Genomic DNA, 23,135 nt, shown 5'->3' on the forward strand with positions numbered 1-23,135 from the left:
CGCCTTTGTCCGCTCAGGGCGAAGCCCTTCGCGATTTCGGCCTGAGATACTCGGCAGGTTCACTTGGACCAACTCAACCGACCCGCATTGTGGTGGGTGACATTGTCCCGGTCCATTTCGACTTAATCGCCTGAGCGAATTCGTCGATGAACACCCGCGTCTTGGTTGGTGTCATGCGGCCCGGCGGAAGCACGATGTAGATGCCGAGGTCACTGGGGCCAGCCCATCCGTGCAGGACCTCGGCGAGCCGTCCGGATTGGATCTCCGGCGCGACCAGCCATTCCGGTGCTAGCATGATGCCAAGGCCCTGCAATGCCGCTTCAAGTATGACTTCCGAATTGTCGGCCATCATCGCCCCTCTGGGTCGAACAGTCTTCCGAATACCGCCCTTTTCCAGAGGCCAGTCCGGCCAAGAGGCGTGACTCGGAAAACCAAGACACGAATGCACTTCAAGCTCATCGGGCGCCTGCGGATAGCCACGTACCTCCAGATAGTCGGGTGAGGCGACCAGGATGTTTCGATAGCTAGCGACCTTCTTGCCGGTAAGGGAGCTGTCGACCATCGCTCCGAGTCTGATTGTGACGTCGAAGGATTCAGCGACAAGATCGACAAACCGGTCGGTAAAGCGGGCATCTATCCGGATTTCGGGAAACTTCGTCAGAAACTGTGGAAGGAGAGGCGCCACCCATTTGCGCCCGAAGGTTTGCGGAAGCGAAATTCGGAGAAGCCCCCTTGGTGAGGAAGCCAAGTCGACGACCTCACGATTGGCGCCTTTCAACTCATCCAGTACCGTCTGCACCTTGTGGAAGTAGAAGTCGCCGGCTTCGGTCAGGGCGACCCGCCGCGTTGTTCGAGCCAGAAGCGGCACCTCAACGCGTTGCTCCAATTGCTTCACTCTTTTGGAAATTACCGAGGGGTCACGTTCCAGCGCCACGGCGGCGGCGGCGAAGCTCCCGGCCCGGGCCACAGCCACAAAAGCTTCCAGTTCTTCAATCTGCGATCCGTGGTGATCCAATTGATGCCGTTTTTGCATTTGTTATATGCCTCAATACGTAATTACTGCCAACAATGCATGAGATAACGAGGTTGCGCAACTCAAAAGGAGATAGAGAGATGAAAACCTTCCTCAGCATTGGAACGGGCCCCGGTATTGGAATCACCACGGCCGAACGTTTCGCGTCCGAAAGATTTCGCTTGGTGCTGAGCGCTCGTGATGTGGAAAAGTGCCAGCAATTCGCCGCAAGTCTGCGGGCGAAGGGTGTGGAAGTCCACGTTCGCGCGGTCGATGCTGCAGATGTCCAGGCGGTAAGCGCACTCGTCGAGAGCGTCCGCGAGGAATTCGGTGAAATTGACGTCCTCCACTACAATGCGGCCAACCTCCGGCACGCAACGCTGGAGGAACAGCCAGCCGCATCCTTCAATACGGATCTCGCTGTCAACATTGGCGGCGCCTTGGCCGTGGTTAAGTCCGCTGGGCGCCACATGAAGGCGAGGAAGACGGGGACGATCCTGCTGACAGGCGGTGGCTTCGCGCTGGCCCCCCACCCGGAATATATTTCGATCAGCATCGGCAAAGCTGGTATTCGCGCCTTGGCGCAGGGCCTCTTCGACGACTACAAGTCGTGCGGCGTCCATGTCGGAACCGTCACCGTCGCCGGTTTCGTGGAAGCAGGGACGTCTCAGATCACCGATATCGCCGATCGTTTCTGGCAGCTTCACGCCCAGCCCCAGGAGAGCTGGACCGTCGAAGAAATCTATCACCCGTAGTGCGAACACTTCAGCTCTGATGTGCGAGCGCGGGCGTCCCGCGCTCGCCTTCCGAGAACGCCTTGACGTAAGACTTCCACCACGACGCCAGAAATGAACAGAGATGCGTTGATAGGCGTCTCCGGGGGGCGATACTTGGACTAAACGTTGATGCGCCGACATCGGTAAGCTGAACTCAAGCTACCACTGCCAAGCCCGGCGAAGCGCGCAAGCGGGCTATGTCGCGCGCCGGCGGTTCTCCAAAGTGGCGGCGATATTCGCGACTGAACTGCGACGCGCTTTCGTAACCCACGCGCAAGGCGGCAGTCGTGACGTCGATGTCATCGACCAGCATCAGGCTTCGCGCGTCCTGCAGTCTGAGCTGCTTCTGGAATTGCAGCGGCGTCATCGCCGTCACGGCGCGAAAATGCTCGTGCAGGCTCGACGGACTCATGCCTACTTCCGCGGCAAGCCGCTCGATGCTGAACCGTTCCCGGAAGTTCTTCCCGATCCAGGCGATGGCGCGCCCGACCTGGGCCACCCGACCCTGGCTGGAGGTGATGTGGCGCATCCTGGCGCCGTCCGGGCCGGCGAGCAGGCGATAGAGAATTTCCTGCTCGGCAAGCGGCCCGAGCACGGGCAGCGCTGCCGGATCGTCGAGCAGGCGCAGCAGGCGTAGCGCCGCGTCGAGCAGGCCGGCGCCGGCGTCGGACACCGTCTTGCCTATGGGCGAGGATGGCGCTCCCGGCGGCGGCGGCACGCGCAACGCCAACTCCCCCAGCATGACCGGATCGAAGTCGAGGTACAGGCAGAGATAGGGCTTGTCAGGCGTCGCCTCGACCACATGGCCTATCACCGGCAGGTCGTAGGTCACGACCCCATAGCGCCCCGGTGCGTATCTGAACACGCGGTCGCCCAGCGTGACCTCCTTGTGCCCCTGCGCGACGAGGCACAGTTGCGGCCGGTAAACATTCGGCATCGGCATCGTCACCGTGGAGGATCGGACAAGCGTCACGCGTTCGATGGGGGTGGCGTGGAAGCCGTCCTTCGAGACGTGCCGGGCAATCACGGCCGCGATTTCGGTCAGTGTTTCCATGAATCGGACCATCGCACGCGCGCGGAAGTGCGGCAATGCGAACCGCAGCTTCTGGAGGATTGGGCAGGAATCCCGGCGCATCAGGCTGACGGTTCGGCGCCGCCGCGCATCACAGTGTCGGCAGCGCCTGGGTCACAGCATACCTGGCCGCGGAACAAGGATGGAGCAGAACATGACAACCGATAATCTGAAGACCCCCACGGTCGCACTGGGCACGTGGGCCTGGGGCGACAGCGGCGAGACTGGCGACGGCTACTTCGGCAGCAGCCTCACTCAGGCTGGTTTGGAAGAGGTCGTCGACAAGGCCCACGCGGCCGGGTTCACCCTGTGGGACACCGCCCTGGTGTACGGCATGGGCCGTTCCGAGACCGTACTCGGGAAGGTACTGAACCGCTACGCCCGCGGCGACTACCAGCTCTCCACGAAGTTCAACCCGCGGATCGCCGGAAGCAGCGACGATCCGGTGGCGGACATGCTGGAGCAGAGTCTGGCCAACCTCGGCACCGACTACATCGACCTCTATTGGATTCACAATCCAGCCGATGTGCCGCGGTGGACTCCGCACCTCATTCCGTTGCTGAAGAGCGGGAAGGTCAAACATGTCGGCGTCTCGAATCACAACCTGAGCGAAATCAAGCTCGCCGACCGGATCCTGGGCGAAGCCGGGTTCCGGGTCGAAGCCGTCCAGAACCACTATAGCCTCCTCTACCGCAGCTCCGAGCACGCTGGCATCCTGGACTACTGCCGCAACCAAGGCATCCCGTTCTTCGCCTATATGGTGCTCGAACAGGGCGCCTTGACCGGCAGGTACAGCCCGGAGAACCCGCTGCCGGAAGGCAGCAGCCGGGCAAAGACCTACAATGGCATGCTGGCTCAGCTGAAGGCCCTGACGGACAAGCTCGCCTCGATTGGCCGGAGCCAGGGTGCAGCAGCGCCCGACGTCGCGACAGCGTGGGCCATCGCCAAGGGCACGACGCCGATCATCGGCGTCACAAAGCCCCATTATATCGAGGGTCTGGTCCGAGCCGGCGGCATCACGCTCACCAGCGACGACATCAAGGAGCTGGAAGCTTTTGCCGACGCCGCTGACGTGAACACCCGCGGCTTTTGGGAACAAGAAATGTAGGTCTAGAGCAGTTCAGCGTTTGATAGAATCGATGAACTGCTCTAACTCTTTGTTTTTACGCAATTCCGGACGGAAAACCGCTGCGCACTTTTCCTGGGATTGCTTTAAGTCCTCGGACCGCCGCTCCAAGCGATACGGCAGGCGATCATCTCGTTCTGCGGGATGATCGCCTGTGACCAAGCAGGTTGCCGTTGCCTCCGGCCAGCAGGCGACACGCCCCAGCCGGCCAAGGCATAGGCGTCTACATTTCCATCGGCCCGTCCGGTTCCGCTTGTCCGCCCGCCGCGACAACCTTCAGTCGTCCCAGATAATGGTTCCAGCCTTTCTGATGGCTGACGCGTTCCTTTTCGTTCGGCAGCCCGCTGTGCGTGAGGCGGACGAGTGTACCGCTATCCTTTGCCACCAGATCAATCTCGACGAGGCTCGATCCCGGCGGCACGGTGTCGTTGTCGTCCCAACCGAAGCTGTAGGCGAGACGGTGAACCGGGATCACCTCCGTGAACTCGCCGCGCGCCACATGCTTGCCGCCGACATTGACGAGGTAGATGCCGCCAGGGTTTGCTTCGATGGTTGCTTCCGTGCCGATCCATCGTAGGATCTTGTCCGGATCTGTCAGCAACGCGAATACCGTTGCCTGAGGGGCGGAGACTTCGATCTCTGTGTAAAGCGTTGCAGCCATCGGTGGAGCTCCGGCGTACGATGAGACGTAAGGCTGTTCTTCCGCCTGCCCGAAGATTTTGAGAAGCTGACGACAGGCGCTGATCAGCATAGCATGATCCCCACGATGAAGCTGCCAAAGTCACTCGCTTTTCTGCTTGATGATGCTGCCGCCTGCGTCGATGCAGACGCTTTTCTGACAGGCCTCGCAACCCAGCTGACGGCCGACGGATTACCATTGCTCGGCGGGGCACTGACCCAGGAGGCCTCACACCCGATCATCGCACGCCGGACATGGCTGTGGCGCGCGGATACGGGACAAGTCATCGAAGCGCTTGGCTTCGGCTTTTCGGTGGAGGCCGATGAAAGTGTCGCCCGCGTTTGGCTGGACGGCCTGTCGGGTTTCCCCGCGGAGGCGGATGTTGAACCGACTGCGCAAGCAGCCAGGCTCCAATGGGTAATGACACGTCCGCTGGACGACGCGGAAGCCGCCTTGCTGAGCGATGTTTCCCGTTTCGCTACGGCGCCTCTCGCCGTGCTGGTTGCACGGTCGACCCTTGGCGCACTGCTTGAAGCCTATCTCGGCAAGCGCAGCGCCGCCCAGGTGCTCGGCGGCCAATCGCGCCGCGAGCACGGCGAGACCATTCGCGCCGCATTGCTCTACGCGGACCTGCGCGGTTTCACGCCGCTATCTGAAAGGTCACCTTCCGGGGACGTGGTGCAGGCGCTCGACGCCTGGTTCGACCGCGTGGCCGGCGCCGTTCACGCTTTCGGCGGCGAGGTGCTGAAGTTTATCGGGGATGGCGTTCTCGCGATCTTCCCGATTGGCGAACGCAACGCCCGATCTGCCTGCAATGCCGCAGTTCGCGCCGTAAAGGCGGCGCAAGCAGGGATGGATCATCTGAACGATTTGCGACGGCAGCAGGATGCTCCCGAGCTCGCATTTGGAATAGCACTGCATGTCGGCGAGATATTCTGGGGCAATATCGGCACCGCTGACAGACTGGACTTTACCGCGATAGGGAGAGCGGTCAACCTCGTCAGTCGGCTTGAAGGACTGTGCCGGTCGCTTGGCCGGGACGTCCTCATATCAGGAGACTTCGCAGCGGAGACATCCGAAAAACTATATCGATTGGGGGACCATGAACTGCATGGAATTGCTGCGCCTTGCAGCGTCTATGCGATCCAGCCCTGAGGCGATTCCAAAGATTGCAAGTCGCGAAGCTCCCGAAAGACTGGGTATCCTTGCCGGCGCGGGTGGCTCGATCAAAGGACGCGATCGATCGGGATGGGGGTGTTCTACACCGTCTACTATGCCGGCATGCTGGTTGGGCCGGCGATCGGTGGCAAGTTTGCTACCTGGGCCGGCACCGCGACCGTCGCGCTCGATTTCGGCGCTGCCGCGCTCTTCGTTGCCCTCTCCTTCCTTGGTCGTTCCACCGGATCAGCCGCCTGCCGCAGCCGATGGCGGTTCCATCCCGGTGAGGCGGCTGGTCGTGCCGAGACCGCCGGTATGGCGTTCGCCTGGCAGAAATCGTTGAGAATGCCGGGATAGCTGGGCACCGCTATGCTGTTGTTTGCGCCATAGCTTTTTGAGGCAAGCCATATGGCTTTCAAGAAAGCTGGACGATTCCCTCGAGCGCTGCATAGACCGAGGGTCGCAGCCAACGGTCCATGCTGCGGGCAAGGCCGGGATCGCCGCTCAGGAAAAGGCCGCCCCTTTCTTTCTCGCGCTCGATGCTGGAGCGGCCCTCGATGATGGCCCCTAGCGAAACAACGCCGGTCTCGACGTAAAGGTCGACGTCCCGGCGGGGGTCGAGTGAGCATAGCTCGGGCAAGTCCGCGCCTGGCTCGACCACAAACCAGTAATGGGGATACTTCGGTGGGGGATCGTCGCGGAAATGGAAGCGGATGACGGCGCGCCGCCGCGGCAGTTCAGAGAGGTCGATCATTCGTCGCACGGCCCACATGATGGTCGAAGCATCCGCACCGCTGAGCGCGATCTCGGCCTCGATGTTGCATAGCGACCATTCCGCCAGCGCGTTCATCGCCGGTTCGAGCTTGATCGACTTCTCGGTGCGGAAATAGTCGACCGTGCCCGCCGTCCTGTCCTCGACGCGCTCGACCAGGCCCGACGCTTCCATCTCCTTGAGCCGCTTCGACAGGATGGCGGACGAGATGTTACCCACCCCCTTGCGAATGTCGTTGAAGCGGGTCGATCCGTTCCAGAGCTCGGTCAGGATTTGGATCGTCCAGCGCGGTCCCAGGATCTCGCAGGCGAGCGAGATCGGGCAGATCAGTCCGTAAGGCCGTCGCGTCATGGCCGACCACTCCTGTGCCGCAAGTTAGTCCTTGCGGAGGTCTAAGGCCAGTTCACAATCTGAAGCGGATCACTTCCGAAGCTGCTCTAGCACCTGCCCGCCTTCTGCCGTCATGGTGATCGTCATTCGAGCAACCCCAACCATCGGTGGTTACCATGGAGACTAGGCCGGACCGCACTGCGCGTGTCGGGCACTTTTCTTGGTCGTCCGCGCGAACTCAACAAGGGACGCATGGAGGGTCGCTTGTGGCCATGCAACGTCTACAGAGAATAAGGGAGGAAAGACATGTCGGCCAAAATCCTTCAGATCAACTACAAGCTCAACGGGCCGAGGGCCGGGTATGAGAGAGAAAACCTGCCCTATGCTCAGCCCATCGCGGACATACCTGGCCTGCGCTGGAAGGTCTGGATCATAAACGAGGCCCAAAGCGAAGCTGGCGGGATCTACCTATTCGACGATGACGCCGCAGTGCGCGCCTTCTTGGACGGGCCAATTATTGCGGAGATGAAAGGTGACCCGACGTTGAGCATCAAGGCGTTTGACGTGATCGCAGAACTCACGACCATCACACGTGGCCCGGTGAAGTAGTATTCTCGGAGGTTGGGAGGGCGCTGTTGCGGCGGAACTGGGCTCGAACGCTGCTGGCTTGGTTTCAGAAATCTGGCGCGCCCGAAGAGATTCGAACTCCTGACCCCCAGATTCGTAGTTCACAGCTCACACTTTATCATTGTATTTCAATCACTTACGCGATATCCAGCTCGGACAAATGTTGCGGTGGATGAGCGACAAGTTAGGAGTTCCCTGTTGCTCATGCTACCCAAGCGTCCGCCATCGCCCGCCGGAAGGCCTCTTCGGCTCCATCGTCGGGCTAACGCCACGAGGGGTCCGCTTTGCGCCATGAGCAGTCATCCGCCTCCACTCATCGAGTCGGAGAATTGGGTCCCTTTACAGGACTTCCTGCTAAGCGCGGGGGGTGGTTGCGCTTTGGCACATTTTCCATAGTCCTTTCGCATCAACCCGACTTTGCCTTCGAAAGCACGCTGCTCCTCGCCGTCGATGTCGAAGGCGGGGCAGAGGTTCTCGCTGAGACCGAGCCGATCTCGTTCCACCCGAGTTAACGAGTGCTCGCCAGCAGCAGAGAGTCGTGAGACAATGGCTGCTACGCCCAGGGGCGTCGGCGTCGGAAGCGATAGCTCACGCCAAGCCCCGGCCCCCTCGGTCAAACGCGCATATACGGTGTTCCCAAAAGGGAGGAGACGCCATGCCGAAGATCAAGGCCAACAACATCACCATCAACTATGAGCAGCAGGGCACCGGCGATCCGCTACTGCTGATCCCCTACCTTGCTGCCGACAATGCATGCTATGCGTTTCAGGTCGCAGACTACGCCAAGCAGTTCACCTGCATCTCGATCGATCCGCGCGGCGTTGGCGAAAGTGACAAGCCGGCCGGAGCCTATTCGACCGAGCTCTTTGCAGACGATGTTGCTGCCTTCATTGCCGCCATTGGGTTGGATCGCGTCCACATCGCCGGACTGTCGTTGGGGGCGGCTGTCGGCATGTGGCTCGCCGCCAAACATCCCGCGCGGGTGAAATCGTTGTCGCTCCACAGCGCATGGGCGAAATCCGACCCCTATCTGAAAATTGTAGTCCAAGGCTGGCAGTCGATGGCCAAAGGCCTTGGCAGCGTAACCGAGATGATCATCCAAGGCATCTTTCCCTGGTGCTTCACACCGGAGCTCTATGCGTCAAAGCCCGAGCATATCGAGGCACTCGCGTCCTTCGTGCGCGGCCGACCGGCCCAGCCGCTTGCCGCCTTCCTGCAACAATCCGAGGCAGTCATTGCCCACGATGCCGCGGCTCAGCTCGCCAAGATCAAGGCGCCGACCCAGATCACCTTCGGCCGATACGATCTCGTCACCGGAGCTCGTTTCGCGGATACGTTGAACGGCGGCATTGCCAACAGCGAACTGGTGGTGTTCGAAGACTGCTCCCATGCCCCGATCTACGAAAACGTCGCTGAGTTTAACGCGAAGACGCTGACCTTCCTGAGTCGGCAGGCGGGATAGAGCCCGGCCCTCGCTGTGCCCAAAAAGAGCGCATCCGCACGAGGAGGCCCTCTTGGCGCGAGGCTTGCGACGGGTGGACATGCGCTTGCCCGATGTCCAAAGCGCCGCGAGGTCTACTTCGAACATCAGATACTCGGGTGTGCGCCCGGCCACATAAAGTTCCCGCCGCCGCGCCCACACTCCATCCGCTCTGCAAAAGGCCCGCATGAGCGAGACGTCGAGCGACCGTCTCGAAAACATCGCGGAGATTCCTCATGCGCTCGGTTCATGCCTCGGCGGCCGCCTAGTCGGTGACCGCTGAGGCCCGCAGGTCGGTGACGAGTCGGTTGATTTCGAGGACTGAGAGGACCCCCGCCAAGCGGACCTTTGAACAAACACGATGAACGTCCGCAAAGGGCCGTGAAGCAGACGTCGAAGACACGCTTCATCGATATTCGCATGCGAAGACAAAGCGCCGAGCGTTCGCTGCGGCGGCAGCGCAGGCGTGTCCCATCGCTCAAACCGTTTCAGATCGTCAATTTGAAACGGTGCGGTTTCGCTAACCTTTGAGATTGTTGGCGCGCCCGAAGAGATTCGAACTCCTGACCCCCAGATTCGTAGTCTGGTGCTCTATCCAGCTGAGCTACGGGCGCGCAACAGGCCGTGTGTGACACAAGCCCCGCGATCCGGTCGAGACGGCCGGCCGCGATGTGGAGTGTTCCCTAACGACTGAATTTCGGAAAAGCAAGCCGATCCGGCAAAAGTTTTGTCGCAGGTGCGATCAAGGTGTGTCGCACCTCGGATCGGGCCGAACCGAAGATGGTAACCCTCAAGCCGGACGGCGCAGGCCGTTGCGGGCCTGGTCGAGCCGCACCGGCTGGTCGGGGATGGTGACGGCGAAGACCGTGCGGCCGCCGATCGATTCGACCAATTCCACCGTGCCGCCATGGGCGCGGATCAGTTCATAGGCGATCGCCAGACCCAGGCCGGTGCCGCCGCTGCGCGCCGAACCGCGGAAGGCCGCGAACAGGTTCTCGCGCGCCTTGGGCGGCAGGCCGGGCCCGGTGTCGGTGACGATGATGCGGCTGACGCTGCCAAGCCGCTCGGCCGAGACGGCGAGGCGGCGCACCACCGCGCTTTCGGTGTCGGCGGCCATCGCCTGCACCGCGTTGCGGCAGAGATTGGTGAGCACGCGGAAGAGCTGGTCGGAATCGGCATCGACCTCGAAGGTGAGCTCGACGGCGTTGATGAATTCGATGCCTTCCTCGATGTCGAGCAGGCCGTGCACGTCATCGACCAGCTGGCGCAGCCTGAGGCGCCGCCGCGACGGCGCCGGTTCCTGCGTGCGGCCATAGGCGAGCACGCCCTCCGAATAGGCGACGGCGCGGTCGAGCGCGCGCAAAAGCTTCGGCGCGAAGGACTGCACGGTCGGATCCTTCACCTGGCGCAGGCGGTCCGACATCAGCTGCGCGGATGCCAGGATGTTGCGCATGTCGTGATTGATCTTCGATACGGCGAGACCGAGGTCGGCGAGATGCTTCTGCTCGGAGAGCATCTTCTGCAGCCGGTCCTGCATTTGCGCCAGCTCGCGCTCGGCAACGCCGATCTCATCGGCGCGCTCCGTCGGGCAGATTATGCGGCCGGGATCGTCGGGCGCCTCGGAGAAAGACAGGATCGAGCGCGTCATGGTGCGGATCGGGCCGATCATGATCAGGTCGATCGCCGCATAGACGAGCATGGCGGTGAACAGCGAGATCAGCAGCGAGACGACGGCGACGTTGCGCGAATAGCGCAGCATCGCATTGCGCAGGCTGCGATCCGGCATGATCAGCTCGAATTCCTTGTCGCTGTCGCCGACCGGGCCGAAGACGCGCAGCATGCGGTTGCCGCCGGCGAACAGCGTCTCCAGCGCGCCCGTCATGCCGTTGACCAGGCCGACATTGGCGATGTCGACATGCTCGTCGACCTTCGGCGGCATGTCGGCCACGACCAGCAGCCGGGAGACGCCACCGTCGCGCACGGCAATCGCCTTGGCCCCGATCGCCATCAGCACGTCGTTCTGGGCGGTGTGCGACAGCGAGTTGGGCTCGCCCTGCAACAAGACGATCGATACGGCGGCGGCGGTGCTCAGCCGCTCCTTCAGCCAGTTCACCCGGTAGCTGGCGATCCAGGGCAGAAAGATCAGGATTTCGGCCAGCAGCACGAAGACGATGGTGAGCAAAAGAAGCTTCGTCGACAGGCCGCGCGACAGCGGCACCCGGCGCGGCGAGCTCACCGTCTCCGGGCGTGCTTTTTCATCCGTGGACAGGACTTCACTCGTCATGACGTGGTCTTCACGAAGGCTTGAATGGTCAAGATTATGCGATTTGCGGCTTTTTTGCCAATTTCGCCTTCGGCCCCGTGAAAAAATGCTCCTGGACGGGCCGGATTGACTTCCAAAAACCTTCTTTCTATAAGCCCGCTCACGCTCGGGCCATTCGTCCCGGCGCGGTTTCGATCGCGCCTAAAACCGGCCCGGCTAAGCTCCTGTTACAGAGTGACAGAATCAAGAAGGGCCGCACGCCGCGGTATTAAAACAAATGAAGCGTACCTACCAACCGTCCAAACTCGTCCGCAAGCGCCGGCATGGTTTCCGTGCCCGCATGGCCACCAAGGGTGGTCGCGGCGTCGTTGCTGCCCGCCGCAACCGCGGCCGCAAGCGGCTCAGTGCCTGAACGAAAGACGAGATCGTTGCCCGCAACCGGCAAGCCAAAGGGACAAATTCCCGGGCGGCTTCTGAAACGCGCGGATTTCCTGGCTGTGCGCGGCGGCGAGAAGCGCCGCGGGCGGCTTTTTCTCGTCGAGGTTCTCGACCGTGGCGACGTTTCCGCGCCACGCGTCGGCTACACCGTCACCAAGAAGGTAGGCAACGCCGTGGTGCGCAACCGCGTCCGGCGGCGGCTGAGAGAAGCCGTGCGCACGCATGCCGCCGATGACATGGCGCCCGGTAATGACTATGTCATCGTCGGGCGCGAAGACGTGCTTGCCATTCCGTTCGGCCAGTTGAAGGCCGAGCTTTCCCGCCGGCTGCGCGGAACACGATAGGCCAAGGCTTTCGATGGAAAACAACCGCAATTTCTTCATCACCATCGCGTTGTCGGTGCTGATCCTGACGCTGTGGCAGGTGTTCTACATGAACCCGCGCATGGAGCAGCAGCGCGAGACGGCACGCATCGAGCAGCAGCGCGCCGAGGCGCAGAAGAAGGAAGCGGGCGGTGCCGCCAATTCCGGCGCGGCCGGAACGCCGGCTCCGGCTCCAGGCGCCATTCCAACCGCGCCCGGCAGCGAAGCCGTCACCGCGGCCAGCCGCGACCAGGCCATTGCCGCGACGAAGCGTCTCAAGATCGACACGCCGAGCCTCGAAGGTTCGATCAACCTGACCGGCGCGCGCCTCGACGACCTGAAGCTCAAGCACTACACCGAGACGGTCGACAAGAACTCGCCCGAGATCGAGCTGCTCAACCCGTCATCGCTGCCCAACGGCTATTTCGCCGAGATCGGCTTCGTCGGCAACGACAAGACCGGAACGGTGCCCGGCGCGGATACGGTGTGGAGCGTCGACGGCAATCCGACCCTGACGCCTTCGACGCCGGTGACGCTGACCTACACCAACGACAAGGGCCTGACGTTCAAACGGACCATCTCGGTCGACAACGACTACATGTTCACGGTCTCCGACACCGTGCAGAATTCGGGCAGCGCCGCCGTCTCACTGTTCAACTACGGCCGCGTCACTCGCTTCGACAAGCCGGCGGTGGCCAGCACCTATGTGCTGCATGAAGGCCTGATCGGCTTTACCGGCACCGAAGGGCTGCAGGAGCACAAATACGCGGCGATCGAAAAGGACAAGCAGGTCAAGCCCGGCAAGTCGACCGACGGCTGGCTCGGCATCACTGACAAATACTGGGCGGTGACGCTGGTGCCGACCGAGAAGCAGCCGTTCCAGCCCACCTATTCCTATTTCGACTTCAACGCCGGCCCGCACAGCCATAGCTATCAGTCCGATTTCCTGACCGATGCGATCAATGTCGAGGCCGGCAAGTCGGCGACCGTCGAGACCGAGGTGTTCGCCGGCGCCAAGGAAGTCGCCAAGATCAACGCCTATGAGGAAGACCGCCACATCAAGCGCTTCGACCTCCTGATCGACTGGGGCTGGTTCCACTTCATCACCAAGCCGATGTTCTGGCTGATCGACACGCTTTACAAATTCTTCGGCAATTTCGGGCTGGCGATCCTCGCCACCACCGTCATCGTCAAGGCCATCTTCTTCCCTTTAGCCAACAAGTCCTACGCGTCGATGGCGAACATGAAGAAGGTGCAGCCGAAGATGCTGGAGATCCGCGAGAAATACGCGGACGACAAGATGAAGCAGCAGCAGGCGATGATGGAGCTCTACAAGACGGAGAAGATCAATCCGCTGGCCGGCTGCTGGCCGGTGGCGCTGCAGATCCCGGTCTTCTTCTCGCTCTACAAGGTGCTCTACATCACCATCGAGATGCGGCATGCGCCGTTCTTCGGCTGGGTCCACGACCTTGCGGCGCCCGATCCGACCTCGCTGTTCAACCTGTTCGGCCTGCTGCCCTTCGCTCCGCCGGCTTTCCTGCCGCATATGGGCGCCTGGGCGGTGGTGATGGGCATCACCATGTTCCTGCAGATGCGCATGAACCCGGCGCCGCCGGACCCGACGCAGGCCGCGGTGTTCACCTGGATGCCGGTGATCTTCACCTTCATGATGGGCAGCTTCCCGGCGGGCCTCGTCATCTACTGGGCCTGGAACAACCTGCTCTCGATCCTGCAGCAGGGCGTGATCATGAAGCGCCAGGGTGCCAAGATCGAATTGTGGGACAATCTGGCGGCGCTGTTCCGCAAGAAACCATCGCCGGCGGAATAGCCGGCGCCCGACCCGAACACCAAAAACCCCGGCGCTGAACTGACCCCCGAAAGTTGGACACAACCTTCGGGGGTTTTGTTATCGTCCAATGCCCTTCGCGCAGAAACTCGCGAACTTTCTTACGGAACGCGCTTCGCCGCGCGAAACTCCAGCGCGCCTTGTCTCGTAGCTACCCGGTCCTCCCCAATAAGGCCGCGACGGCTTCCGGCGCGACGACGCCGGTGTTTGGGAGGCCGTCCGGCAGGCCGGGGTCCCGTGGCGGGACCCCGGTTCCATTCAGCGCTCCGGTAGACCGGGACATTGAGCAGCCCTATAAGCTCCTTCTCGCTTCGAGGGCGTATGGAGCAGCCCATGACCGGACCCAATCCCAACATCAAGCACCCAATCGCGATGCATCCGCGCGTCGGCTTCCTGAAGGGACTGGTCAATGCGCCCAATATCGAGATCGGCGACTTCACCTATTACGACGATCCCGACGGTCCCGACAAATTCGCCGAGAAATGCGTGCTGCACCACTATGCCTTCATTGGCGACAGGCTGATCATCGGCAAGTTCTGCGCCATCGCCGAGGGCGCGCGCTTCATCATGAACGGCGCCAACCATGCCATGTCCGGCTTCTCGACCTATCCGTTCGACATTTTTGGCCATGGCTGGGAGGAAGGGTTCGACCCGCAGACCTGGTCCAAGGAGATCCGCGGCGACACGATCGTCGGCAATGATGTCTGGATCGGCATGGATGCGGTGATCATGCCCGGCGTGAAGATCGGCCATGGCGCGATCGTCGCCGCGAAATCGGTTGTCACGCACGACGTGCCGCCCTATGCGATCGTCGCCGGCAACGCGGCCAGGGTGGTGAAGATGCGCTTCGACGAGTTCACGGTGCGGCGGCTTTTGAAGGCGGCCTGGTGGGACTGGCCGGTCGACAAGATCGGCCGCAACCTCGACGCCATCCGTGGCGCCGACATTTCCAAGCTGGAGGCCGCGGTTTGAACGCGCCAAACACGACATCCGATAAAACGACGATCGACACCGACCTGTTCACCCGCGCCTGGATTTTCATCCGCGGCGTGCCGTCGATGAAGTTCCTGCCGCCGGAAGGGCCGCCGGAGATCGCCTTTGCCGGCCGCTCCAATGTCGGCAAATCCTCGCTGATCAATGCGCTGGTCGGCCACAAGGGCCTGGCGCGCACCTCCAACACGCCGGGGCGCACGCAGGAGCTCAACTATTTCGTGCCGGACGGTTTTTCTGGCGAAGGCGCCGACCTGCCGCCGATGGCGCTGGTCGACATGCCGGGCTACGGCTATGCCAGCGCGCCGAAGGACAAGGTCGATGCCTGGACGAAGCTGATCTTTGAATATCTGCAGGGACGCGTCACGCTGAAGCGCGTCTATGTGCTGATCGATGCCCGCCACGGCATCAAGGCCAAGGACGAGGAGGTGCTGTCGCTGCTCGACAAGGCGGCAGTCTCCTACCAGGTCGTGCTGACCAAGACCGACAAGATCAAGGCGGCCGGCGTGCCGAGGCTGATCGAGGAGACGTTGGCCAAGATCAAGAAGCGGCCGGCGGCCTTTCCTGCGGTTCTGGCGACGTCATCGGAAAAGGCCGTTGGGCTCGACGAACTGCGCGCGGCGATCGCGCTGGTGGCGAACGGCGGCTGAAGCGCCTCGCATGGCGATCTCACATGGGATGGGAAAAGTTGCTTGGCACCTACCCCACCCCTACCCCCCCCACAAGGGGCAGGCAATCGCACATGGCAGCGCTGGCCCCCGCTCCGTCTCAGCGCTGCGCGCCGATCCACCTCTCCCCCATTTCATGGGGGCGAGGAAACGCCAATCGCTGAGGTAGCGCCTTGGAAGGCTTGGGTTCCTCGCCCCCGCCAAAGGCGGGGGAGAGGTGGCTCGGCGAAGCCGAGACGGAGAGGGGGAGCGCCATATGCGATTGCCCTGCCTCGAGGGGGACCGATGTCGCCGCTGTTTCCGACCAAAATCACCGGTGTTTTTGCCGCCAGTCAACGTGATCGCCGGGATTCCCCCTGTGGTTTAAGGGTGGGGCATTTCGTATTCGATTGCCCTGCTCAATCCGTCTCGTCGCGTTCCGGCGCGTGGTCCCGCCGGCCGGCGAGGATTTCACGCTTGCCGACATGGTTGGGAGCGCCGACCAGGCCTTCCTTCTCCATGCGCTCGACCAGCGAGGCGGCGCGGTTGTAGCCGATGCCGAGGCGGCGCTGGATGTAGGAGGTCGAGCATTTCTTGTCGCGCTTGACCACCTTGACGGCTTCCTCGTAGAGGGCGTCGCCATCCTCGGCGTCGATCGAGCCCTTGTCGAAGACCGGACCCGCGTCGGCCGCCTCTTCCTCCTCTTCCTCGTCGGCGGTGACCGTATCGAGATATTCCGGACGCCCTTGCGCCTTCAGATGCGCCACGACGTGCTCGACCTCGAGATCGGAGACGAAGGGGCCATGCACACGCGCGATGCGCCCGCCGCCGGCCATGTGCAGCATGTCGCCCTGGCCGAGCAGCTGCTCGGCGCCTTGCTCGCCAAGGATCGTGCGGCTGTCGATCTTCGACGTCACCTGGAAGGAGATGCGGGTGGGGAAATTGGCCTTGATGGTGCCGGTGATGACGTCGACCGACGGGCGCTGCGTCGCCATGATCAGGTGGATGCCGGCGGCCCGCGCCATCTGCGCCAGCCGCTGGATGGCGCCTTCGATCTCCTTGCCGGCCACCATCATCAGGTCGGCCATCTCGTCGACGATGATGACGATGTAGGGCATCGGCGCGAGGTCGATCTCCTGCTCCTCGAACAGCGGCTCGCCCGTGCCCTTCTCGAAGCCGACCTGCACCTGCATGACCACGACCTCACCCTTATCGCGGGCGGTGGCCGCGCGCTGGTTGTAGCCGTCGATGTTGCGCACGCTAAGGCGCGCCATCTTGCGGTAGCGCTCCTCCATCTCGCGCACCGCCCATTTGAGCGCCGTGACCGCCTTCTTGGAATCGGTGACGACGGGCGTGAGCAGATGCGGGATGCCGTCATAGACCGACAGTTCCAGCATCTTGGGGTCGACCATGATGAGGCGGCATTCCTCCGGCTTCATCCGGTAGAGCAGCGACAGGATCATGGTGTTGATGGCGACCGACTTGCCGGAGCCGGTGGTGCCCGCGACCAGCAAATGGGGCATCTTGGCCAGGTCGGCGATGACCGGCTCGCCGCCGATCGTCTTGCCGAGGCCGAGCGCCAGCTTGCAGGCCGTGTTGCGGAAGCCGGCCGATTCGATCAGCTCGCGGAAATAGACCGTCTCGCGTGTTTCGTTGGGCAGCTCGATGCCGATGACGTTGCGGCCCGGCACCACGGCGACGCGTGCCGAGACGGCCGACATGGAGCGGGCGATGTCGTCGGCGAGCCCGATGACGCGGCTGGATTTCACGCCCGGCGCCGGCTCGAACTCGTAGAGCGTGACGACCGGACCCGGCCGGACATGGATGATCTCGCCCTTGACGCCGAAATCCTCCAGCACGCTTTCGAGCAGGTCGGCGTTCTGTTCCATCCGCTCCTGCGACATGTAGAAGCCCTGGCCCTCCGGCGGCATCTGCAAAAGGTCCTCGGAAGGAAGTGCGTAGCCCGTCGCGGCGGCCGGCACCACGACCTTGCCGGCGACAGGCAGGGAGGCCGCGGGCCTGGCGGTCCGTACGCTCTTTGCAACGGAACCCGGCGCGGCCACCGCTTCGGGGGCGCGCGGCTCGACCTCCGCCGGAGCGGGCCGGGCGGCAGGCGTGTCGGCCGGCGCTGTCACCGAAGCAGGGCCCGCGGCCGGCCCATTCGCGCGCCATTCGATGACGCGGTAGAACGACGTGGCCTCACCGATGGCAGCAGGGCGGGACGAGTTCGGCTGCGCTGCGGCAGGTTTCGCCGTCGCGGGAGCGGCGGGCGATGGCGACGGATCGGTCAGGTGAGCCCGCGCCAGGCGCTCGGCAAGCAAGGGCATGCTGAACTCGAAAAACGCATCGTCGGAAAGATAGGACCAGCGAAATTTCGGCGGTTGCGGCTGCGGCTTTTGTACCTGCGCGGTGACGGCCTGCGGCCGCGTGGCGCTGGCTTGCTGCGGCACCGTGGAGACTGCAGCGGGAATCGCCCGGACCGGGTTGGCCTGAGGGGCTGACGGCGCGGGGCGGATGGAATCACGCGGGGCGGTCGCCGCCTTGGCCGGCGCTTCATCATCCGGTTGCGGCGCAGGCCGCTTATCGGAATCCGGCGTGCGGGTGAACCGCACATTGGGCGCGAGGAAGAAATATTGCTGCCAGGCCGGTTGGCCGAACTCGCCGCCGCCAGCCGGATCGAAGGAGCCGGTGTTCGATTCGCCCTCAACAGGGGTTCGCAGCGTGACGACCTGCCCCGTTTGCCCTTGCTGCGGCGAAGCCGCGCCGCGATCCCGCGCCCCCTCCGGACGATGGTAATCGTCGTTGTCGTAGGTGGAAGCACCGGAAGGATTGGCACGGGAAAAACGCATGGATGTCATACTCGAGACTCATCGAACAAACCTGTCCCGAGACATAGGAACCGATGGTTAACAAGCTCTTCCGAAAGGCTCCGCGAAGCAGCCGATCGACGGTCGAGTTGAGTTGGAAGGGCGTGTCTAACCGGCACCGGTCACGACGCTGCCGGCATTCCGGCGTTTGCGTCAAAGTGCGTCGCGATCCTTCAGCCCGTCAGGGGTTCGGTCACGCCGGTTCCGACGCCCGCTCCTCGGCCGCAAGCTTCTCGGTGCCATAGGCCTTCAGGAAGACGTTCACGCCGGAGCGGACGACATGCTCGATCTCGGCCGGGCTCGGCGCCTTGGTGCGATAGGAGAAGATGCACTGGCGGAAGAGGCCGGCGAGGCACAGCTCGGTGAACTGATAGGCGGCGAGGTCGACATCGTCGATCGCAAGCAGGCCGCGCTCAACGGCTTCATTGAGGAAGACCATAACCTTGTCATGGCCGCGCTTCGGCCCGCGCTCGTAGAAGCGCGCGCCAAGCTCGGGAATCCTGTCGGAGGCCCCGACCACCGTGCGCTGCGCCTGGATAACCTTGGCCGAGGTGATCTTGGCCGAGAGCACCATGCCGAACTTCACCAGCGTCTTGCGCAGGTCCTCGAAATGGTCGAGCACCTCATACATGTTCTTGAAGATGGTGCCGCGCTCTTCCTCGATGAGGGCCTCGAACAGCTCTTCCTTGTTGGCGAAATAGACGTAGATCGTGCCCTTGGAGACGCCGGCCTCGCGCGTGATGTCGTTCATCGAGGCGGCCTCGAAGCCCTTGTCGATGAAGACGCGGCGCGCGCCTTCGATGATCTGGGCCCGCTTGACCGGATCCTGCCCGGCCGCCGGACGGCCTTTGCGCAGGTCGAGCAGATCGCTGTCCGCTGTCGTTTCGACCATTAAAGTCACACCTCACGAAATATTTCGAACCAAGCGGTTCGATTTGCACTTGATATGGGCCTCTTTACACGCTATGTCAATCACCAATTCGAACCGAACGGTTCAGTCTGACTGACTTACTCCAGAGAGATTACCATGTCCTCGAACGCGCCCGCCACCGCCGAAGTCCGTACGTTTCCCAACGCCAAGGTCCAGCCGTCGACCGAGGCTCCGGAAGTGCCTCTGCAGCCTGCTCCTGTCGCTCCCGTCGCGCTTGTCGAAGCGCCGGCCAAGAAGAAGCGCTCTGTCCGTTCCTTCCTCCTGCCGATCATCGGGCTTGCCCTCCTCGGCGCCGGCTCCTGGTACGGCTACAACTATTGGACCGACGGCCGGTTCATGATCTCCACCGACGACGCCTATGTCCAGGCCGACATGTCGTTCGTGTCGCCAAAAATCTCCGGTTATGTGGATAAGGTGCTGGTGAGCGAGAATCAGCAGGTGAAGGCCGGCGATCCGCTGTTCGTCATCGACGACGGCGACTACAAAATCGCCGTTGCCCAGGCCGAGGCGCAGATCGCGACCTTGAGCAAGACGCTCGACCGCATCGACGCTCAGACCAAGGCGGCCCAGGCCTCGCTGGCGCAGGCCGAGGCGCAGAAGATCGCCGACCAGGCCGCTGCCGACAACGCGGCGCGCGCCCAGACCCGCGCGGCGCAGCTGGTCAAGACGCATGTCGGCACGCAGGCGCAGCTCGACGACGCCCAGACGGCGCTCGACCAGGCCAAGGCCGCGCTTGCCGGCGCCGACGCGCAGATCACCGCGGCCCAGGCCAATATCGGCGTGCTCGAGGCCCAGCGCGCGGAGCAGGCGAGCACGCTCGCCTCGCTGCAGCTCACCCGCGACAAGGCCCAGCGCGACCTTTCCTTCACCGTGCTCAAGGCGCCCTATGACGGCGTCGTCGGCAACCGCTCGGTCGAGCAGGGCGACCTCGTCAGCCCCGGCCAGAAGCTCGCCGTCGTCGTGCCGATGGACAAGCTCTACATCGTCGGCAACTTCAAGGAGACGCAGCTTGGCCGGCTGGTGCCCGGTGAGAAGGTCCGCATCACGGTCGATGCCATCGACGGCCATACATTCGAAGGCACGGTCTCGTCGCTGGCGCCGGCCTCCGGCGCGGTGTTCTCGCTGCTGCCGCCGGAAAACGCCACCGGCAACTTCACCAAGGTCGTGCAGCGCGTTCCGGTCCGCATCGACGTGCCGGCGGACGTGCTGAAGACCGGCAAGCTGCGTGCCGGCTTGAGCGTCGTCGTCGCCGCCGACAGCCGCACCGCGCCGGCCTCGACGACGAACTAGGCACTTTTGGGGGGGCGGTTCAGTGGCCGATTGAGCGCTGAGCCGCCCAGCCTGCCAGGTATTTGTTTTGACGCAATTCTAGACGGAAAACCGCTACGCGTTTCCCGGAATTGCTGAAGGGAAGCCCATCAAATGGCAACCGCAACCATCACCGCAGGATCAATGCCGGCACGGCCGGCCGCCGCCGCGCCCGCCGACCATATGCCGGTGCGCCGTGTCATTGCCTTCCTGGCGATGGTGTTCGGCATGTTCATGGCGATCCTCGACATCCAGATCGTCTCGGCATCGCTCGCCGAGATCCAGGCGGGCCTCAGCGCCAGCTCCGACGAGATCCCGTGGGTGCAGACCGCCTATCTGATCGCCGAGGTGGTCATGATCCCGCTGTCGGGCTTCCTCAGCCGGATGCTGTCGACGCGCGTCCTGTTCACGATCGCCGCCGCCGGCTTCACCGCGGCCAGCGCGCTCGCCGCGACCGCGACCAACATCGACCAGATGATCGTCTACCGCGCCATCCAGGGTTTCATCGGCGGCGGCATGATCCCGAGCGTCTTCGCGGCCGCCTTCACCATCTTCCCGCCGTCGCGGCGCGCCGTCGTCTCGCCGATGATCGGCCTGGTGGCGACGCTGGCGCCGACCATCGGCCCGACGGTCGGCGGCTATATCAGCCACGCCATGTCCTGGCACTGGCTGTTCCTGATCAACGTCGTGCCGGGCGTACTGGTGGCGACGGCGGCCTGGGCGCTGATCGATTTCGACAAGCCCAACCTCAAGCTGTTCTCAAAGTTCGACTGGTGGGGCCTTGTCGGCATGGCCGCCTTCCTCGGCTGCATGGAATATGTGCTGGAGGAAGGCCCGAACCACGACTGGCTGCAGGAGCCGGCGGTGTTCGCCTGCGCCATCATCATGACCATCGGCGCGGTCATATTCTTCTGGCGCGTTTTCACCGCCGAGGAGCCGATCGTCGACCTCAGGGCCTTCAGCAACGTCAACTTCGCCTTCGGCTCGCTATTCTCCTTCGTCGTCGGCATCGGCCTCTACGGGCTCACCTATCTCTATCCGGTGTTCCTGGGACGCATCCGCGGCTACGATTCGATGATGATCGGCGAGGCGCTGTTCGTCAGCGGCCTGGCGATGTTCTTCACCGCGCCCATCTCCGGCATCCTGTCGAGCAAGATGGATCTGCGGGTGATGATGATGGTCGGCTTCTTCGGCTTTGCCACCGGCACCTGGTGGATGACGCACCTGACCGCCGACTGGGATTTCTGGGAGCTGCTCATCCCGCAGATCCTGCGCGGCTGCTCGATGATGCTGTGCATGGTGCCGATCAACAACATCGCGCTCGGCACCTTGCCGCCGGAGCGGCTGAAGAATGCGTCAGGCCTGTTCAACCTGACCCGCAACCTCGGCGGCGCCGTCGGCCTGGCAATCATCAACACGGTGCTGATCGACCGCAACGCCTTCCACTATGCGCGGCTTTCCGAGCACGTGCAGTGGGGCAGCGAGGCCGCGCAGACGAAGCTGCAGAACATGACGCTGAATTTCGAGCAGACCGCCGGTCTCGACGCGACCAGCGCGGCGATCTCGAAACTGTCCGGAATGGTGCAGCAGCAGGCGGCGCTGCTCTCCTTCATGGACGTGTTCATGTTGCTGACGGTGCTGTTCGCCACGCTCGGATTCTTCGTGCTGTTCATCAGCAAGCCGGCCCAGCAGGGCGGCGGTGGCGGCGGAGGCCATTGAGGAGCCGGAACCCCCGCCTGGCATCCTCAACGTGTGACCCCGGAAATCGGCGACGATTTCCGGGGTCATGTCTTTTCAAGAAGGATTGAAGTGCCTCAGGCCGCGGCCGGCTTGAAGCTCAGCGCCACGCCGTTGATGCAGTGGCGCAGGCCGGTGGGCGGCGGGCCGTCGTCGAAGACATGGCCGAGATGGCCGCCGCAGCGGCGGCAGTGCACCTCGGTGCGGGTCATGCCGAGCGAGCGGTCCTCGGTCTTGCCGATGGCGTTGGGGATCTCCTGCCAGAAGCTTGGCCAGCCGGTGCCGGAATCGAATTTCGTCTCCGACGGATAGACCGGCAGGTCGCAGCCCGCGCAGGCGAAGATGCCCTTGCGGTGCTCGTTGAGCAGCGGGCTGGTGCCCGGATATTCGGTGCCCTCTTTGCGCAGCACGTCGAAGGCGGCGTCGGAAAGTATGGCGTGCCATTCGGCATCGGTCTTGACGACCTCGAAGGTCTCGGCGGCCAGGGCCGGCTTCGCGCCGCCCATGCGCAACGCCGCTCCGGTGCCAATCATCAAGGCGGTCGCGGCCGCGCCGCTCCAAAGAAAGTCGCGACGGTTCATTACCATGTCTCCTGCTGTCTATTTGCCAGATTCAGCGACCCACGGGAAATCAAAAGGCCGTTGACGCCCCCTGACGGGCGCCCCGCACCGGGCTCCGATGACGAAGCCACGGCGCGGAGCGGACGCTTACCGA

At 63.1% G+C, this 23,135-nt stretch carries 21 protein-coding genes and 1 tRNA gene; 13 read left to right on the forward strand and 9 right to left on the reverse strand.

Going from position 1 to position 23,135, the window contains the following annotated elements; translation table 11 throughout:
* Positions 1-73 precede the first annotated feature (73 nt).
* Positions 74-1,033 carry a LysR family transcriptional regulator gene (locus AC4FWB_RS19355; protein WP_491027859.1) on the reverse strand — a complete coding sequence of 320 codons (960 nt, stop codon included), beginning with the start codon at positions 1,031-1,033 and terminating at the stop codon, positions 74-76.
* Positions 1,034-1,113: 80 nt separating this feature from the next.
* Here AC4FWB_RS19355 and AC4FWB_RS19360 point away from each other — a divergent pair, with 80 nt between their 5' ends.
* The gene (locus AC4FWB_RS19360) at positions 1,114-1,767 is read left to right on the forward strand and encodes an SDR family oxidoreductase (protein ID WP_491027860.1); all 654 of its coding nucleotides are present in this window, start codon (positions 1,114-1,116) and stop codon (positions 1,765-1,767) included.
* A gap of 175 nt (positions 1,768-1,942) precedes the next feature.
* Here AC4FWB_RS19360 and AC4FWB_RS19365 read toward each other — a convergent pair whose 3' ends face one another.
* Entirely contained in the window at positions 1,943-2,842 is a 900-nt protein-coding gene (locus AC4FWB_RS19365) for an AraC family transcriptional regulator (protein WP_491027861.1), read from the reverse strand.
* Between the two features lie 172 nt (positions 2,843-3,014).
* Here AC4FWB_RS19365 and AC4FWB_RS19370 point away from each other — a divergent pair, with 172 nt between their 5' ends.
* Complete coding sequence (locus tag AC4FWB_RS19370; RefSeq protein ID WP_491027862.1) at positions 3,015-3,968, forward strand: aldo/keto reductase; 954 nt, start codon at positions 3,015-3,017, stop codon at positions 3,966-3,968.
* A gap of 241 nt (positions 3,969-4,209) precedes the next feature.
* Here AC4FWB_RS19370 and AC4FWB_RS19375 read toward each other — a convergent pair whose 3' ends face one another.
* Positions 4,210-4,647 (reverse strand): SRPBCC family protein, encoded by a 438-nt coding sequence (locus AC4FWB_RS19375; protein WP_491027899.1) that lies wholly within the window; start codon positions 4,645-4,647, stop codon positions 4,210-4,212.
* Between the two features lie 105 nt (positions 4,648-4,752).
* Between AC4FWB_RS19375 and AC4FWB_RS19380 the strand changes: the two genes are divergently transcribed.
* Positions 4,753-5,820 carry an adenylate/guanylate cyclase domain-containing protein gene (locus AC4FWB_RS19380; RefSeq protein ID WP_491027863.1) on the forward strand — a complete coding sequence of 356 codons (1,068 nt, stop codon included), beginning with the start codon at positions 4,753-4,755 and terminating at the stop codon, positions 5,818-5,820.
* Positions 5,821-5,913: 93 nt separating this feature from the next.
* Positions 5,914-6,180, forward strand: a complete 267-nt coding sequence (locus AC4FWB_RS19385) for a hypothetical protein (RefSeq protein ID WP_491027864.1) — start codon at positions 5,914-5,916, stop codon at positions 6,178-6,180.
* 58 nt (positions 6,181-6,238) lie between these two features.
* Here the strand turns inward: AC4FWB_RS19385 and AC4FWB_RS19390 are convergent, their stop codons facing one another.
* The gene (locus AC4FWB_RS19390) at positions 6,239-6,946 is read right to left on the reverse strand and encodes a winged helix-turn-helix transcriptional regulator (protein ID WP_491027865.1); all 708 of its coding nucleotides are present in this window, start codon (positions 6,944-6,946) and stop codon (positions 6,239-6,241) included.
* Positions 6,947-7,231: 285 nt separating this feature from the next.
* On the opposite strand from AC4FWB_RS19390, the gene AC4FWB_RS19395 reads away from it, so the two are divergent.
* Complete coding sequence (locus AC4FWB_RS19395; protein WP_491027866.1) at positions 7,232-7,534, forward strand: YdhR family protein; 303 nt, start codon at positions 7,232-7,234, stop codon at positions 7,532-7,534.
* 673 nt (positions 7,535-8,207) lie between these two features.
* On the forward strand, positions 8,208-9,014 hold the full coding sequence (locus tag AC4FWB_RS19400; protein WP_491027867.1) for an alpha/beta fold hydrolase: 807 nt from the start codon (positions 8,208-8,210) through the stop codon (positions 9,012-9,014).
* 555 nt (positions 9,015-9,569) lie between these two features.
* Here the strand turns inward: AC4FWB_RS19400 and AC4FWB_RS19405 are convergent.
* Positions 9,570-9,646, reverse strand: a tRNA-Arg gene (locus AC4FWB_RS19405).
* A gap of 176 nt (positions 9,647-9,822) precedes the next feature.
* Positions 9,823-11,316, reverse strand: a complete 1,494-nt coding sequence (locus AC4FWB_RS19410) for an ATP-binding protein (protein WP_491027868.1) — start codon at positions 11,314-11,316, stop codon at positions 9,823-9,825.
* A 256-nt stretch (positions 11,317-11,572) separates the two neighbouring features.
* Between AC4FWB_RS19410 and rpmH the strand changes: the two genes are divergently transcribed.
* From rpmH to yihA, 5 genes are all read left to right on the forward strand, one after another.
* Entirely contained in the window at positions 11,573-11,707 is a 135-nt protein-coding gene (gene rpmH, locus AC4FWB_RS19415; RefSeq protein WP_008833937.1) for a 50S ribosomal protein L34, read from the forward strand.
* 16 nt (positions 11,708-11,723) lie between these two features.
* The gene (rnpA, locus tag AC4FWB_RS19420; protein ID WP_491027869.1) at positions 11,724-12,077 is read left to right on the forward strand and encodes a ribonuclease P protein component; all 354 of its coding nucleotides are present in this window, start codon (positions 11,724-11,726) and stop codon (positions 12,075-12,077) included.
* 13 nt (positions 12,078-12,090) lie between these two features.
* Entirely contained in the window at positions 12,091-13,923 is a 1,833-nt protein-coding gene (gene yidC, locus AC4FWB_RS19425; RefSeq protein WP_491027870.1) for a membrane protein insertase YidC, read from the forward strand.
* A gap of 351 nt (positions 13,924-14,274) precedes the next feature.
* Entirely contained in the window at positions 14,275-14,913 is a 639-nt protein-coding gene (locus AC4FWB_RS19430; protein ID WP_491027871.1) for a CatB-related O-acetyltransferase, read from the forward strand.
* Positions 14,910-15,581: a ribosome biogenesis GTP-binding protein YihA/YsxC gene (gene yihA / locus AC4FWB_RS19435; protein WP_491027872.1), complete on the forward strand. Its 672-nt coding sequence runs from the start codon at positions 14,910-14,912 to the stop codon at positions 15,579-15,581. Before AC4FWB_RS19430 ends, yihA begins: the two co-directional genes overlap by 4 nt.
* Positions 15,582-15,997: 416 nt before the next feature.
* Here the strand turns inward: yihA and AC4FWB_RS19440 are convergent, their stop codons facing one another.
* Together AC4FWB_RS19440 and AC4FWB_RS19445 are read right to left on the reverse strand one after the other, a co-directional pair.
* Positions 15,998-18,427, reverse strand: coding sequence for a DNA translocase FtsK (locus AC4FWB_RS19440; protein WP_491027873.1), 2,430 nt, complete (start codon positions 18,425-18,427; stop codon positions 15,998-16,000).
* Positions 18,428-18,638: 211 nt separating this feature from the next.
* Complete coding sequence (locus tag AC4FWB_RS19445) at positions 18,639-19,337, reverse strand: TetR/AcrR family transcriptional regulator (protein ID WP_491027874.1); 699 nt, start codon at positions 19,335-19,337, stop codon at positions 18,639-18,641.
* 135 nt (positions 19,338-19,472) lie between these two features.
* Here AC4FWB_RS19445 and AC4FWB_RS19450 point away from each other — a divergent pair, with 135 nt between their 5' ends.
* Positions 19,473-20,666: an HlyD family secretion protein gene (locus AC4FWB_RS19450; protein ID WP_491027875.1), complete on the forward strand. Its 1,194-nt coding sequence runs from the start codon at positions 19,473-19,475 to the stop codon at positions 20,664-20,666.
* Between the two features lie 132 nt (positions 20,667-20,798).
* Positions 20,799-22,403 carry a DHA2 family efflux MFS transporter permease subunit gene (locus tag AC4FWB_RS19455; RefSeq protein WP_491027876.1) on the forward strand — a complete coding sequence of 535 codons (1,605 nt, stop codon included), beginning with the start codon at positions 20,799-20,801 and terminating at the stop codon, positions 22,401-22,403.
* A gap of 95 nt (positions 22,404-22,498) precedes the next feature.
* On the opposite strand, the gene msrB is transcribed toward AC4FWB_RS19455, so the two are convergent.
* The gene (gene msrB, locus AC4FWB_RS19460; RefSeq protein ID WP_491027877.1) at positions 22,499-23,002 is read right to left on the reverse strand and encodes a peptide-methionine (R)-S-oxide reductase MsrB; all 504 of its coding nucleotides are present in this window, start codon (positions 23,000-23,002) and stop codon (positions 22,499-22,501) included.
* Between the last annotated feature and the right edge of the window lie 133 nt (positions 23,003-23,135).

It is taken from the genome of Mesorhizobium sp. LEGMi-168a, from assembly GCF_058312955.1.